Origin of the sequence: Kibdelosporangium banguiense (assembly GCF_017876405.1) — a bacterium.
Taxonomy (GTDB): domain Bacteria; phylum Actinomycetota; class Actinomycetes; order Mycobacteriales; family Pseudonocardiaceae; genus Kibdelosporangium; species Kibdelosporangium banguiense.
Genome location: NZ_JAGINW010000001.1, coordinates 8572253 through 8586799, shown reverse-complemented (window position 1 = coordinate 8586799; position 14547 = coordinate 8572253). Strand labels below are relative to the sequence as shown.

Annotated in this window: 14 protein-coding genes; 4 read left to right on the top strand and 10 right to left on the bottom strand. The window is 67.8% G+C overall.

The features are described from left to right. Window positions 1-3 precede the first annotated feature (3 nt). The gene (locus JOF56_RS38920; RefSeq protein ID WP_209644412.1) at window positions 4-594 is read right to left on the bottom strand and encodes a DUF3558 family protein; all 591 of its coding nucleotides are present in this window, start codon (window positions 592-594) and stop codon (window positions 4-6) included. A 274-nt stretch (window positions 595-868) separates the two neighbouring features. Here JOF56_RS38920 and JOF56_RS38915 point away from each other — a divergent pair, with 274 nt between their 5' ends. Together JOF56_RS38915 and JOF56_RS38910 are read left to right on the top strand one after the other, a co-directional pair. Further along, the gene (locus JOF56_RS38915) at window positions 869-1270 is read left to right on the top strand and encodes a hypothetical protein (RefSeq protein ID WP_209644411.1); all 402 of its coding nucleotides are present in this window, start codon (window positions 869-871) and stop codon (window positions 1268-1270) included. A 1-nt stretch (window position 1271) separates the two neighbouring features. Beyond that, entirely contained in the window at window positions 1272-2348 is a 1077-nt protein-coding gene (locus tag JOF56_RS38910; RefSeq protein WP_209644410.1) for a hypothetical protein, read from the top strand. Window positions 2349-2351: 3 nt separating this feature from the next. On the opposite strand, the gene JOF56_RS38905 is transcribed toward JOF56_RS38910, so the two are convergent. The 9 genes from JOF56_RS38905 to JOF56_RS38865 all read right to left on the bottom strand — a co-directional run bounded on the left by JOF56_RS38905 (window position 2352) and on the right by JOF56_RS38865 (window position 12275). Then, complete coding sequence (locus JOF56_RS38905; protein WP_209644409.1) at window positions 2352-2750, bottom strand: nuclear transport factor 2 family protein; 399 nt, start codon at window positions 2748-2750, stop codon at window positions 2352-2354. Between the two features lie 39 nt (window positions 2751-2789). Beyond that, a complete protein-coding gene (locus JOF56_RS38900) occupies window positions 2790-3494 on the bottom strand; it encodes an ArsR/SmtB family transcription factor (RefSeq protein WP_307855455.1) in 705 nt (234 codons plus the stop codon). Continuing rightward, window positions 3481-4125 carry a TetR/AcrR family transcriptional regulator gene (locus tag JOF56_RS38895; RefSeq protein WP_209644407.1) on the bottom strand — a complete coding sequence of 215 codons (645 nt, stop codon included), beginning with the start codon at window positions 4123-4125 and terminating at the stop codon, window positions 3481-3483. Before JOF56_RS38895 ends, JOF56_RS38900 begins: the two co-directional genes overlap by 14 nt. 90 nt (window positions 4126-4215) lie before the next feature. After that, complete coding sequence (locus JOF56_RS38890) at window positions 4216-5121, bottom strand: ornithine cyclodeaminase family protein (protein ID WP_209644406.1); 906 nt, start codon at window positions 5119-5121, stop codon at window positions 4216-4218. Then, window positions 5118-6722, bottom strand: coding sequence for a polyprenol phosphomannose-dependent alpha 1,6 mannosyltransferase MptB (gene mptB / locus JOF56_RS38885; protein ID WP_209644405.1), 1605 nt, complete (start codon window positions 6720-6722; stop codon window positions 5118-5120). Before mptB ends, JOF56_RS38890 begins: the two co-directional genes overlap by 4 nt. Window positions 6723-6838: 116 nt before the next feature. Then, window positions 6839-8455, bottom strand: coding sequence for a dipeptide ABC transporter ATP-binding protein (locus tag JOF56_RS38880; RefSeq protein ID WP_209644404.1), 1617 nt, complete (start codon window positions 8453-8455; stop codon window positions 6839-6841). Then, window positions 8452-9309 (bottom strand): ABC transporter permease, encoded by an 858-nt coding sequence (locus JOF56_RS38875; RefSeq protein ID WP_209644403.1) that lies wholly within the window; start codon window positions 9307-9309, stop codon window positions 8452-8454. Before JOF56_RS38875 ends, JOF56_RS38880 begins: the two co-directional genes overlap by 4 nt. Before the next feature lie 128 nt (window positions 9310-9437). Beyond that, window positions 9438-10463: an ABC transporter permease gene (locus JOF56_RS38870; RefSeq protein ID WP_307855454.1), complete on the bottom strand. Its 1026-nt coding sequence runs from the start codon at window positions 10461-10463 to the stop codon at window positions 9438-9440. A gap of 6 nt (window positions 10464-10469) precedes the next feature. Then, window positions 10470-12275, bottom strand: a complete 1806-nt coding sequence (locus tag JOF56_RS38865) for an ABC transporter substrate-binding protein (RefSeq protein ID WP_307855453.1) — start codon at window positions 12273-12275, stop codon at window positions 10470-10472. 114 nt (window positions 12276-12389) lie between these two features. On the opposite strand from JOF56_RS38865, the gene JOF56_RS38860 reads away from it, so the two are divergent. Further along, window positions 12390-13217 carry a M55 family metallopeptidase gene (locus JOF56_RS38860; RefSeq protein ID WP_209644402.1) on the top strand — a complete coding sequence of 276 codons (828 nt, stop codon included), beginning with the start codon at window positions 12390-12392 and terminating at the stop codon, window positions 13215-13217. Continuing rightward, window positions 13210-14511 (top strand): M20/M25/M40 family metallo-hydrolase, encoded by a 1302-nt coding sequence (locus JOF56_RS38855; protein WP_209644401.1) that lies wholly within the window; start codon window positions 13210-13212, stop codon window positions 14509-14511. The genes JOF56_RS38860 and JOF56_RS38855 overlap by 8 nt, the downstream gene beginning before the upstream one ends. Window positions 14512-14547 lie beyond the last annotated feature (36 nt).

The following is a 14547-nucleotide window of genomic DNA, read 5'->3' as shown; positions in this document are numbered from 1 at the left end:
TGGCTACTGGTTCGCCCTGATCGTCGCCACGACCGCTGTCGCCACTGCCTTCGCTGTCGAACACCGGCCAGCACCGGCGTTGTCGGGGGCGGTCACCCAGAAGAACAGAGAATCGGTCAGGCCTACGGCGAAACTGCAGAACTGCAGGTCAATGCCTGGGTCGTAGCCTGCCGCGGGATACCCGTCGACCGTGGCGGGCTCCCAGTACTTGTATGCGCCGCGGGCGTGTTCGATGTAGCGGATGGTGAGGCCGTTGGTCGACTTCGACGCGTACGTCACCGACACCGCCTGCGGCATCGGGCCGGGATACCGGTAGAAACAGCTTTTGCCTTCCACGGCAGCGTCCTTGACTGTGCCGCTGTCCAGGCCGAACTGTTGCTGCTGGGCGCCGGTGAGGCTGCGGCACGGTTCGGTCTCGAACACCGTGGCGTTGAGCGGGCTGGGTACGGGAGGCGCGCTGGGCAACGTCGGACCGCTGGGCACCGACGGCGCCGAGGTGACAGGGACAGTGGGCGGAGGCTGTGGTGGTGGGTCGCCGGTGCAGCCGGTCAGCACCATGAGCATGATCGCCGCACCGAGCCACTGTCCGCGCATGCCGGCCTCCCCGTCCCGAGCCGTTGCCGAGCGTAGCGGACCGGACACGCGGCGACGACCGGCCCCGGCGACCGTGTTCGCCCGATTTGGCCGGCGAGGCTGGGGCAGGACGTGGGCCGCGTCACGTTGTGGCTGGTCACGGAACCGGAAAGATCGACACGCCGTCGACTATGGTGTTCGCCGCTGGGGGCGACCGGGTTCGACTGCCTTGGGGCGTCGTGACCACTGGTGCGGACAGCACAGGGGGACAGAACCATCCGAGTGAGGTAGGACCGTGCGAGAACAACCACAGCAGGACCCGGACTACGCCCTGGACCCGGACGGCATGAAGCAGTCGATCGAGTGGTACCTCGACCCGGTGATCAAGCGGGTCCGGGAGATCGACGGCGGCTTCAAGACCGCGCACGACGATGTCGCCAAGGCCTACGAAAACGAAGGCGGCGGCTGGTTCGGCGGTGAGGGCAACGGTGTCGTGCGCACGGCCAGCAGCTCGTTCTTCAACGAGACGGAATGGCAGCTGCGGCAGGTGCTCATGGAGCACACCGAGCTCGCCGAATCGCTGGAGGAGTACAAGGCCGCGCTGCAGACCCACATCCAGGGCGCCAAGAACCGGGAGACCGTCATCGCCAACCGGTTCCTGGCCGTGGACAGCCACTTGCAGGGACTGGGGTACTGACATGTCACTTCCCCCAGGCGCCGGCCCCGTCCCGGTCTCCGGGATCAGCTCGGACATCGACCCGGAGCTGGCGAAGGCCGCGAGCGAGCTCAACGCGTGGATCAAGTACCTGATGGACCCCAACTCCAACGACGGGCCCCGGATCTACGCCGACCGCTCACCCAGCGCGACCGGCGAGACGGACTCGGAGTTCTCCAAGCGCGTCGAGCCACTCGACTCCGACGCCCAGTACCAGGCGGAATCGGTGCTGCGCGACCTCGCAGGCGACCTCGGCCAGTTCTTCCGCTCCGCACAGGCGGTGGCGGGCGTGAAGGAATCAGCGCTCGAGGCGACGTACCTGAAGCTCACCGAGGGCTGCTTCACCTACACCGACAAGAACCGTAAGGCCGACACCGACGGCGCGGGCAACGGCGAACCGGTCACCGACGTGAAGTACCCGGAACTGCACCCGGCCAGGATGAACTGGATGCAGATGCGCAAGTCCTGGTACGGCAAGGAGGACACCGGCGCGCACGAGTACGAGAACGACTACATCGCCTACTCGGTCTACACCGAGAACCTGCTGTACATCGTGGCCCTGAACCTCGCGCGCTACCGCGCGATCTTCAAGAAGGCCGGCGAGGACATCGCCAAACTGATGAACGCGCTGATGGAACGCTTCGGCCGCAAGGACGTGTTCGACGACGGCAGCAGCCCGGCGACCTTCGACTGGAAGTCCATCGCGGTCACCGGAATCGTCGCGGCAGTCGGCACGGTCATCACCGGCGGCGCGGCCGCCCCGGTGATGATGGGCCTGGTGGCGACCGAGGTCATCGGCGAGGCCGTGAAGACCACCCAGGACGGCCGGCAGAAACACCTCGAGCTGGGCAACGCCGACGCACTGGCCGACATCGCCCGCAAGTACGTCAGCGAGGCCCGCAAGATCGAGGACGAGGTCGCCCAGGCCATCACCGAGCTCTACAGCCAAATGCGCAACGAGCTCGACGACATGCGAGAGAAGCGCAAATACCAGGCCAAGCCGACCGACAGCGCGACCACCATGTGGGTCCCGCACTACAAGGACTACATCGAGGCCTGAGCCTCACAGTCCAAGCGGACGCCGCCGGGCCAGTATGGTCCGGCGGCTGATCCGCCAGCCCTCGGCCACGCGGACGACCGTGTCCTCGTAGGTCACGCTCGCGCACGAACCGTCCGCACGGATGCCGATGCCTTTCGACCGGGCGTGCACATGGCCGTCGGCCTGCTCGGTGAGCACTATGTTCGTGACGTGATGCCCGACCGGGTTCGCCTCACCCAGCGCACGTCCCGCCGCCGCACACGCGGCCACTCCATGAAGCGGTTCCTGCCCGAAGTCGGTGATGTCATAGGTGACGTCGTCGGTGAACACCTCGTTGAACCGGTCGAGCTCGCCGCTGTCACACAGATGACCGTGCATGGCGAGAAGATCATGGATGGCTGTCCGGTCGTCTGACGTGAGCATGCCGGCCTTCCCGTAAACGGAGACACTCCCCGCTTGACTTTATCCGGCCAGTTCCGCAGCGGGCAAGGGAATACCAAGCTGCTTGTGCAGGGCTGTCTCGCCTGTGGCGGTGACGCGGACCGCTCGGCTGGAACCGGTGCGCGTGATCCATCCGGCGTCGAAGAACGCCTGGCACACAGCGGCTCCGACCCCACCGGCCACATGCGACAACCGTTCGGTCCAATCCAGACATTCCCGGATGAACGGCCGACGCGCCCGCCGCAACCCGTCGAGATCCACACCGAGATCCGTCAGCCACCGCGTCCCCATCGCAGTGACGACCAAACCGTTGTCGGTACTCAGCAGTCCCCGCTCAACCATCGCGGCAGTGACCTGCACGCCCAGCCGCCCCGCCAGGTGGTCGTAGCACGTGCGGCCACTGGCCAACGCTGAGGCGATCGTCGCCGACCGCAGCGACGTCGGCCTCGGCGCGGAAGGCGCGTGCGCGGCGAGAGTCTCGATGAGTTCAGCGGTCCGCGCGTCCGCCAGCTGCACATACCGGTGGCGGCCCTGCCGCCGTTCGGCCAGCACCCCACCGGCGATGAGCTGGTTGATGTGCTCGGTCGCCGTCGACGGCGCCACGCCCGCGCTGCGCGCCAACTCCCCTGCCGTCCACGCCCGGCCGTCCAGCAGGCTTACGCAGAAACTCGCACGAGTGCCGTCAGCCAGCAACGCGGCGAACTTCGCAAGATCAGGGGCAATCACGGGATCTATCATGCGCCACCTGCGTTTCGGCCGCGGCCGAACGGTTCGTGGCCAGATCGAAGAGTGTCGTCAGTTCGCGGGCGCAGTCGTCGAGGCCGAGACCGGGGTTGGCGACGAAACGGCGGGCGACCTCGTCGAGGGCGGCACGGATGCTCCAGGCCATGACACGCGGGGAGAAAGCGCGGAACTCGCCGTCGCGCTGACCTTCGCGCAGGCGTTCCTCCAGGGGCGTGGCCTGGCCGTCGTCGAACTGGGTGCGGTTGTGCAGCAGGATTTCCGAGACGGCGGCCACGTGCCGAGGGTGCGTGCGCATGAAGTCCATGTGGGACTGGATGTAGGCGCGCAGCATGCCCGCGGAGGTCTCCTCGGCCTGCACGCGCGGCCACATCAGGGCCGCTCCCGCTGCGCTGACGTCCTCGAGGACCTGGTCGATCAGCTCGTCCTTGCCGGCGAAATGGTAGGAGATCACGCTTTTGGAGATCCCGGCCCGCTCGGCGATCTGGTTGAGCGACGCCTGGGCGTAGCCGAGGGACGCGATGGTCTCGATGGCGCACTCCACGATCTGCGCGCGACGGGCCACCTCGATGAACGACGGCCCGTCGCGGCCGATCATGCGGGTCTTGGACTGCATCGGCGCAACCTAACATCCAAGATCTTTAACCCTGTGTGCGGGCCTGGTCACCACCCGTCAGTGAACACGTACCGACCGCCTGGCCGGATTTCAGGCCAGCAGGTCGATCCGCAGGCCGGCGCCGGTGTCGAGGGCGCGCTGGTAGAGGGACCACGACAGGGCCAGGTCCTGCCACGGCAGACCGATCGGGGCGTACACACTGACCCCACCGTCGATGTGCGCGGGGATACTGCCACGCAGCACGTCACTGAGGGTGCCCGCGGCCGCGGTGGCGTCGAGGCCGACATTGCCCAGGGCTCCGGCGGCGGCCACCAGGACGGGGTCGTCGACGATGACGCGGCTGGTTTCCAGCAGGCGCCGCGACAGTTCGATCTTGCCGGGTTCGTCGGCGCCAAGGGTCGTGAAGTGCTGGCCGGGCCGGCCGGTGTCGATGATCGGCTCGCGTGACCAGGTCGCGAGCACGACGACGTCCGCGGTGTCGGCGACCGCGGCGGCGGTGGGCAGCGGGTCGCCGATCGATCGTGCGGGGTCGGTGTCGGTGGACACGACGGTGGTCCACGGTCGCAGGTGGCTCAACGCGGTCCACGTCATCTGGGCCTGGGCGCCCGCGCCGACGAACCCGATCGAGGACGCGTCAGGCCGCGCCAGGGTGTGGGTGGCCACTGCTGCCGCCAGGCCGGTTCGCCACGCGGTGACGCTGGCGGAGTCCAGCAGTGCGAGCAACTCCCCTGTCTGCAGGCTGTGCAGGCAGATCACACCACGCAACGCCGGTGTGGCGTGCGGGAACTTCGCGTTGACCTTCGCCGTAAATGCCGGAATCCCCGGCAGCAGGCCGGGGATCAGCGCGGTCGCTGTGCCAGGCCCTGGCAGATCGGTGCGTACGCGTTGCCCGGGGACATCGGCGGCGGGACTGGTGAAGCCGGTGGTGATGAGCTCGAGTGCCCGGTCGAGGTCGAGCAGCGTGGTGACGTCCGACCGGGTCAGCAGGAGCGTCAATCCCCGACCAGGTCCCTCTTCGGCGCTTGCGCCGGGGCGGGCGCCGGGCCGACGTCGACCAGCGCGGGTTTCTTGTGCCCGAACATGTTCAGCGGGTCGATGATGGTCAGCGACTTCGCCGCGAGGATGGACACCAGTATCGCGGCGGCCATGAACGGGTAGTTGTACAGCTGGTCCTCACCGGCCGGCGAGTACGTCAGCACCAGGAACACCGCCACACCGACGAACAGCGGGAGCCGGTTGACCGACCACGGCAGTGCGGCGGCGATGACGAAGCCCCAGGTCAGGTACCACGGCAGGGTCGCCGGGGACAGCAGCGCGACCGCGAGCAGCACCAGCGCCATGCGTCTGACCGCGTCCGCCCCGCCTTCGCGGGCGGCCCACCACTGCTTGACGAAGATCCAGACCAGCAGGATCGCGCCCAGACCGCGGGTGGCCCAGATGAACGGGTCCTTGGAGACGTTGAACACCAGCGCGACCAGCCAGTGCACGAACTCTCCGACCGCGGTCGGCGGGGACATCCAGTTCACGATCATCGCCGGGGCACGCAGCGCGGGCAGCCAGCCGAGGTTGACCCCGGCGGCCAGGGTGACCGCGGTGAACGTAGCGGCGAAGATCCCGATCGACAGCGACGCCGCCCGGACGAAGTTGCGCCAGAACGTCGACGACAGGTGCTTGGCCCAGACCCAGACCAGGAACGGCAACGCGACAGCCGCGGAGGCCTTGACGGCCATCGCCAGGGTCACCAGCACGATCCCCAGGACGTGTTTGCGGTTGAGCACGCAGAGTGTGCCCGCGGCGAGCAGGCCGACCATCAGGATGTCGTTGTGCGGGCCGCCGAACAGGTGCACCACGGTCATCGGGCTGGCCACCGCCAGCCACAGCGCGACCGGGAGCTTGCCGCCCAGGTGCTTGACCAGGCCGGGCAGCGCCCAGATCAGCAGGCCGAGGCCGATCGCCAGGGCCAGGCGCATCAGGATCACGCCGAAGATCGCGTGCGATCCGGTGATCGACACGACGCCCTTGGCCAGCAGGATGAACATCGGCCCGTAGGGCGCGGGGGTGGTCTGCCAGAACGTGTGCACGTTCTGGGAGATCTCCGGCATGTTCTCCAGCTTCGCCGGGCCGAACACGTACGGGTCGATGTCCTGCAGGGGCAGCATGCCCTGGCCGAGGTAGGAGAACACGTCCCGGGTGAACACCGGCGGGCTGATCGCCAGCGGGGCCATCCAGCACAGGGCCGCGGTCAGCACCGCGCGGGCGTTGACCCGCCCGGCCAGCACGTGCCGCCCAAGCCGCACCCAGGCCCACACGACCAGCGCGAAGCCGATGTACAGGATCGCGGTCGCGAGCATCTTGCCGTGGCCGTAGCGGATCCACGACAGCGGGCCGTTGCCCAGGATCGGGTCACGCACCAGGATCCCGGCCGCGCCTACCGCGGTCAGCAGCATCAACAGGGTGCCGACCGTGCCGAGCACGATAGTTCGCACCGGCATACCCGTGGTCGCGGGTTTGCCAGACTCAGTGGTCTGGTCGTTCTCAGCGGAGTCAGCACCCAAGGTTTTATCCAGGTTCGGCGCCGGATCAGTGGTGGTGGCCATGGCGTCTAGCAGGTTACACACCGTCTCCGACCGTGCGGTCAGGGCCACCCGTGGCAATGGTCACCTCACCACGGGTGTGGTAATGGTTCCTCCCTGGCCTAATCCTGCCAGTCCGATCAGGGTAGCGCCGCTGCTTCCGGCAGGGCGGCCAGCAGTGACTTGGTGTAAGCGTGCCTGGGCTCCAGCAGGACGTGCTCGACCGGACCGGCCTCCACCAGCTCGCCCTGGTACATCACCGCGACCCGGTCGGCGATGTTCCACGCCAGGCCCAGATCGTGCGTGATCACCAGCGCGGCCAGGCCGAGCTGGGCCCGCAGGCGCAGCAACAACGCCAAGATCTCGCCACGAACCGACGCGTCCAGCGACGCCACGGGCTCGTCGGCGACCAGCAGCCGAGGCTGCAGGGCCAGCGCACCCGCGATCACCACGCGCTGCCGTTGCCCGCCGGACAGCTGGTGCGGCAGCACAGGCATGAACCGCTCCGCCGGACGCAACTCAGCGGCCTCCAGCGCGGCGGTCACCTGCTCATGCTCGTCACCCGGCAGCCGGTGGATACGCAGCCCTTCAGCGATCGCCTCGTACACGCTTTGGCGCGGGTTCAGCGCACTGGCCGGGTCCTGCAGCACCAGCTGCACCTGCCGTCGGTAGTCCCGCAACGCGCGGGAGCCACGCGGCACGAGCTTGCCCTCGAACAGCACCTTGCCGCTGGTCGGTTCCTGCAGGCCGAGCACGGTCCGCGCGAGGGTGGTCTTGCCCGAGCCGGACTGGCCGACCAGGGCGACGATCTCGCCGCGCCCGACCTCCAGGTTCACCTCCGACACCGCGTGTGTCCAGCCACCACCGCGTTTACGGAAATCCACCCGCAGCGATTCGGTGCGCAGCAACGGCTCCCCCGCGGATGGAGTCACCCTTTCCGGCAGTCCCGCGGGATTCGTGGTCGCCGGGACATAGCGCGAAAGCGGGTCACCCACGGTGGGGAACGCCGCCGCCAGGGCCTGGGTGTGCGCGTGTTGTGGTTCACGCACCACTGTCGCCGCGGTGCCCAGCTCGACGATCTCGCCCTCGTACATGACCGCGAGGCGTTCACAGACAGAGCCGAGCACCGACAGGTCGTGGCTGATCATGACCAGGCCGATGGCGTGGTCGGTCACCAGCCGGGTGAGGACCTGCAGCACCTGGGCCTGCACGATCACGTCCAGCGCGGTCGTCGGCTCGTCGGCGATGATCAGCCGCGGCTCACACGCCAGCGCCATCGCGATCATCACGCGTTGTTTCTGCCCGCCGGACAGCTCATGCGGGTACGCGTCGGCCTTGTCGGCCGGCAGTTCCACCTGCGCCAGCAGTTCGGCCACCCGGGCGGGCACCTTCTCGGCTGGGATCGTGGAGTGCAGCAGGATCGGCTCGGCGATCTGCCGGCCGATGCGCCGCACCGGGTTCAGGGCGTGCATGGCGCCCTGGAACACGATCGACGCCCCGGCCCAGCGCACCGCCCGCAGCCGGCCCCAGGTCATGGCCTGGGTGTCCTCGCCGTCCAGCAGGATCTCGCCGGTGATGACGGCGTCCTTGGGCAGCAGCCGCAGCACCGACATCGCCACCGTCGACTTGCCGCAGCCGGATTCGCCTGCCAGGCCCAGGGTCTGCCCCGGCTGCAGGATCAGGTCCACGCCACGGACCGCTTCATGGCCGCCCGCGTAGGTCACTCGCAGGTCGCGCAATTCCAGCACTGGTGTCATCGGCGCTCCCGGAGTTTGGGGTTGAGCACAGTCTCCAACGCGCGCCCGACCAACGTGAAGGACAGCACGACCAGGGCGATGGCGATGCCTGGCGGCAGCAGGTACCACCAGGCGCCGTAGGTGATCGCGCCGGAGTTGCTGGCCGAGCGCAGGATCGTGCCCCAGGTGACCTCGTTGGGGTCGCCCAGGCCCAGGAACCGCAGGGTCGACTCGGCCACGATCGCGCTGCCCACCGCCAGAGTCGTGTTGACGAACACCAGCGGCAGCACCGAGGGCAGCACGTGTTTGAAGATCACGTGCGAGTGCCCGCCGCCGAGAGCCTTGGCGCGTTCGATGTACGGCCGGGCCTCCACCGACAGTGTCTGGGCCCGCACCAGCCGGGCGCTGGTCGGCCACGACACCACGCCGATGGCCAGGATGATCGTGCCCGCGCCGCCCTCCAGCACCGCCGAGAGCGCGATGGCCAGCACCAGCGACGGCATGATCAGGAAGAAGTCGGTGAACCGCAACAGGATCGCCGACAGCCAGCCGCCGAAGTGTGCGGCCAGGATGCCGACCGTGGTGCCGATCAGCACCGACAGCAGCGTCGCGGCCAGGCCGACGACCAGCGACATCCTGGTGCCCCACAACGTCAGCGCGAGGATCGAGGTGCCGTTCTCGTCCGTGCCGAGCAGGAAGTTCCCGCTGGGCGATTCAAGGCGTCCGCCGGTGGCCCGGGTGACATCCAGCGCGGAATCGCTGATCAGCAGCGGGACGAAGATCGCGGTCAGCACGAACAGGCCGAGCACCACCAGGCCGATCAGCCCGCCGCGGTTGCCTGCGAACTCGCGCCACGCTGTTCCGCCTCCCCGCATTTTTGTGTTTGGTCGCGTTCCAGCAGACCCACCGGTCGGTGCCGTACTTGTGGGTGAGTCGCGTCCCGTTCCCCTTAGGTGCGGTTGGGAGGCACTTGACTCATGCAGTCTCTTTGTCAGGCGACGTCTCAAGAGGCACGCACCCGGGGGTCCAGGACACGCAGCAGGAGGTCGGCGATCAGGTTCATGGTCACCACCGCGATCACGAGCACGATGAAGATCCCTTGCAGCAGTGGCAGGTCCTTCACTTTCAGCGCCTCGAAGGTCAGCTGGCCGAGGCCGGGCCAGGAGAACACCGCCTCCACGGTGATCGCGCCGGACACCACCATGCCCAGGTGCAGGAACACCAGCGTGGTGGTGGGCAGCAGCGCGTTGGGCAGCGCGTGCCGCCGGCGGACCAGGTCGTCACGCAGGCCTTTCGCGCGGGCCGTGGTCAGGTAGTCGGTGTTCATCTCCTCCAGCAGCGACGCGCGCATCACCAGCTGGTACTGGCCGTAGAGCGCGAGCACCAACGTCAGCACCGGCAGCACCATGTGGTGGGCGACGTCGAGGATGTGCGGGAAGAACGCGTCGGGGGTGTCGGGGCTCTGCATGCCGCCGCTGGGGAACGCCCCGCCGACGACCATCATCAGCACGATGCCCAGCCACCACGGCGGGATCGACCAGAACACCAGCGCCACACCGGTGCTGTTGCGGTCCAGCGGCCCGTTGCGGCGCCAGGCCGTCTTGGCGCCCAGCCACAGGCCGAACGCGGCGGCGATCAGAGTCGCGGTGCCCACCAGCAGCAGGGTAGGGCCGATGCGTTGGCCGATGATCTCGCCCGCCGGGCTGTTGTAGCCGTACGACCAGCCGAAGTCGCCGTGCAGGAGTTTGCCGATGTAGTCGACGAACTGTTCCCACAGCGGCCGGTCGTAGCCGTTCTCCGCGCGCAGTTTGTCCAGCATCTCGCCGGTGACCGGACGGCCGCGGGTCATCAGCGTGACCGGGTCGCCCGGCATCACGCGAAACAGCAGGAACCCGAGCACGACGACCATGGCGACACTCACCAGGGCGCCGCCGATTTTCGTGAGCAGATAGCGGAGGACTCCGCCGCCGGCTTTCGGCGACGGAGCCTCGGCGATCGTCTCCTCGACGGGTGCGAGGAAATCGGTCACAGCCTGTTACTCCCGTTCGTCGGCAGTGCCACGGCGGCGCAGCCGCGTGAACAGCAGTACGCCCGCGACGACCACGACCACGCTGCCGCCCACCACGCCGAGCACGAGCCCGGTGTTGCTGGCGCTGTCCTGCTGCTGCGGGGCACTTGTGTCCTCGGTGGACTTGCCCGGGGTGGCGCTGTAGTAGCCCCAGTAACCCTGCTGGTTCATGATCACGCCGCCGCCCGCGGGCTGCGTCTGGAACGGCGCCCACCGGTCGGCGCGGTAGGCCTCCAGCGGGTTGTCGTAGCCGATGATCACGTTCGCGGCACGGTCGGCCATCACCTGCTGCATCTTCTTGACGGTCTCGACCCGCTTGGCCCGGTCGACCTCGGCCAGCTGCTGGTTGTACAGCGCGTCGTACTCGGGGTCGCACAGGAACGAGTCCGGAGTGGCGCCCTTGCCGTCGGCGTTCGGCCGGGCGGCGCAGGTCTGCAGCGACAGCACGTAGTCCGGGTCCGGGTTGGCGCTCCAGCCGGAGAACGACAGGTCGAACGTGGCCGCGGTGGTGGCGTCGTTGACCTTCTGGTCGGACACCAGCTGCGGTTCGACCGCGATCCCGATGTCCTTGAGCCAGCTGGTGATGAACTTCGAACCCTGCTCGTCGAGGTTGGTGCCCGCATGCCCGAGCAGCCGCAGCTTGAGCGGCTTGCCCTGCTTGTCGTTGCGGATGCCGTCGGCGCCCTTGGTGTATCCGGCCTCGTCGAGCATCTTATTGGCCGTGGCCGGGTCGAACTTGCGCTTCTCGGGCAGGTGGAACTCCGAGAAGCCCGGCGGGATGTAGCCTGCGGCCTCCACGGCGTAGCCGCCCCACACCTTGTCCACCAGCGTCTTGGAGTCTATGGACAGCGCGATCGCCTGGCGCAGTGTCTTGTCCTTCAACGCCGGGTTGCCGTCGCCGATCGGCTTGTTGTCCGACGACGTCGCGCCCGGGTTGATCAGGATCTCGTTGAGCCTGCGTCCCGCGCCGGTGTTCAGCTTGATGTTCGGGTCGCTCTTGAGCGCGTCGTACTGGGCGGGCACGAGCCGGCTCATCAGATCGATCTCACCCTTTTTCAGGGCCTGGACCTCGGCGTCGACGTTCTTGTAGTACACGAAGTCCAGCGCGTCGATCTTCGCCGCGCCCCGCCAGTAGTCCTTGTTGGCCTTCAGCTTGATGAACTGGCTGGCCTTGTAGTCCTGCACGATGAACGGGCCGCTGCCCACCAGCGGCAACGGCGGCTCGGCCTTGAAGTCGGTGACCTTGGACCAGACGTGCTCGGGCACGATCGGGATGTCCAGCGCCAGCATGGTCGAGCGGGGCTCTTTGGTCTTGATCACCAGCGTGTGCTCGTCGGTGGCGGTGACCGACTCCCAGCCCTGCACGAAGTTGCCGTTCGCGGTGGCCGCGGTGTCGTTGGTCATCATCGTGTTCAGCGTGAACGCCGGGTCCTTGGCCGTGATCGGCTGCCCGTCGGACCACTTGGCGCCCGAGCGGATCTTGAAGGTCCAGGTGAGCTTGTCCGCGGAGGTCTCCCAGGACTCGGCCAGGCCCGGCACAGGGTGGTAGTCCTTGGGGTCGTACGTGGTCAGGTACTCGTAGTTCAACCGGGTGAGATCCGTACCTACCCGGGTGATGGTGATGAACGGGTTGAGCGAATCCAGGTCCTGGGTCACCCCGGCCCGCAGGGTTTTCCGATCTTGGGCCCCCGCTGTCCCACCCACCGCCAAGGGCATCGCGACCAGCACGGATATCGCGAATAACGCGCCAACCCGGCGACGTCTGACCAGCACGACTAACCACCTCTCTCCACGATTGGGAAGAAGTAACCATCCGTCGGCCGTGGAAGTCAACGAGTACCGCTCAGCTCGTGCCAAGACGTGACTTAAGGCCTTACGGTGGTCCCCGTGCGGATCATGATCTCAGCCGATATGGAGGGCGCCACCGGCGTCACCTACACCCAGGACGTCGTGCCGGGCACCGAGCAGTGGCAGCGGATGCGGCAGCTGTTCACCGCCGATGTCAATGCCGCGGTCGCCGGTCTGTGCGAGGGCGGCGCGAAAACGGTGTTGGTGAACGAGGCCCACTCGTCACAGCGCAACCTGCTGCTGGAGAAGCTGGATCGGCGCGCGGCGATGCTCACCGGCCGGCACAAGCCCCTGTCGATGATGCAGGGCATCGACTCCGGCGTGGACGGTGTGGTGTTCCTGGGCTACCACACCGGCGCGGGCACAGAGGGCGTGCTCGCGCACACCTACATGGAGAACTCGATCACCGGCGTGTGGCTGGACGGGGTGCTCGCCAGCGAAGGCCGTCTTAACGCCGTTATGGCCGCTGAGCACGGTGTTCCCGTGCTGTTGGTCACTGGGGACGACAAAACATGTGAGGACGCTAACGAGTACGTGCCCGCTGCGCGGGTAGTAGCAGTAAAGGAGTGCGTGAGCCGGTACGCGGCGATCTGCTTACCGCCCGCGCGGACCGCGGAGCTGATCCGTGAGCAGTCTGCCGCTGCCATGTCCCTGGCCGGCCGGACCGCAGGAGTGCAAGCGCCGCACCGCATCGAGGTGGAGTTCGACGCCACGCACCTGGCGCACGCCGCGGCGGTCATCCCGACGGTCGAGCTGATCGGCGTACGACGGGTGGGGTTCGACGCGCCGACGATGACCGAGGCCATGAAAGCGTTCAAGGTGGTGACCGCCATCGCGGCGGGCGCCGTGGAGGGTATCTATGGATGACGTTGAAGAGTTGTGCTCGCGACTGATCCGCCTGGACACCACCAACTACGGTGGTGGCGAGTCAGCTGGCGAGCGCGAAGCGGGCGAACTGGTGGCGACCGTGCTGTCGGCGGCCGGGATCGAGTCGAAAGTCCTCGAGCGCACCACGCGGCGCAGCAACGTGATCGCGCGTGTGCCCGGTACTGATTCGTCACTGCCGCCTCTGCTTGTCCAGGGACACCTCGACGTCGTACCCGCCGACCCGGCGCAGTGGTCGCGTGACCCGTTCTCCGGTGAGATCGCCGACGGCTACGTCTGGGGCCGTGGCGCCACCGACATGAAGGACTTCATCGCGATGGTCCTGACCGTCGTGCACACCTGGGCGCAGGAGGACCGCGCCCCGCGCCGCGACATCGTGCTGGCGTTCGTGGCCGACGAGGAGGACACCGGCGCCGACGGCGCGGAATGGCTCGTCGACGAACACCCGTCGCTGTTCGAGGGCTGCGGCGCGACCATCAGCGAGTCCGGCGGCTACTCCTACCACGTCACCCACGCCTCGGGCGCGCCCATGCGTCTCTACCCCATCGGCACCGCTGAACGCGGCACAAGCCACCTGCGCCTCACCGCGACAGGACGCGCCGGCCACGGCTCCCGCCGCAACGACGACAACGCCGTCGTGAAACTGATCGCCGCGCTCGACCGGATCGCACAGCACCCATGGCCGATCCGTCTCACACCCACCGTGACAGCGTTCCTGGAACGCACCGGCAAGGCACTTGGCGTTGAAGTCGACCTGTCCGACGTGGACGGCACACTGGCTCGCCTGGGCAAGGCCGCACCCCTGGTGGAGAACACCGTCCGCATCTCGACCCGGCCAACGGTCTTGAAGGCCGGCTACAAAGTCAACGTCATCCCTTCGACCGCCGTGGCCGAGGTCGACACCCGCACCCTGCCCGGCACCGAACTCGAACTACTGTCCACAATAGACACACTGCTCGGCGACGGCGTCACCCGCGAGTTCGTCACCCGCATGCCCGCCCTCCAGGCCCCCATCGACTCACCCTGGTTCGACGCCATGGCCGCCGCGATCCGCTCCCAGGATCCCGACGCCGTGGTCGTCCCGTACTGCATGGGCGGCGGCACCGACGCGAAAGCCTTCGCCCGCCTCGGCATCCCCGGCTACGGCTTCGCCCCCCTCTGGCTGCCCGAGGGATTCGACTACCGCGCCATGGCCCACGGCGTGGACGAACGCGTCCCCGTCCAGGGCCTGCATTTCGGGGTCCGCGTGCTCGACGCTTTCCTCTCGGAGGTCTGAAATCAGTTTGAGTCTCCAGTCGCTGGAAGGTTGAGG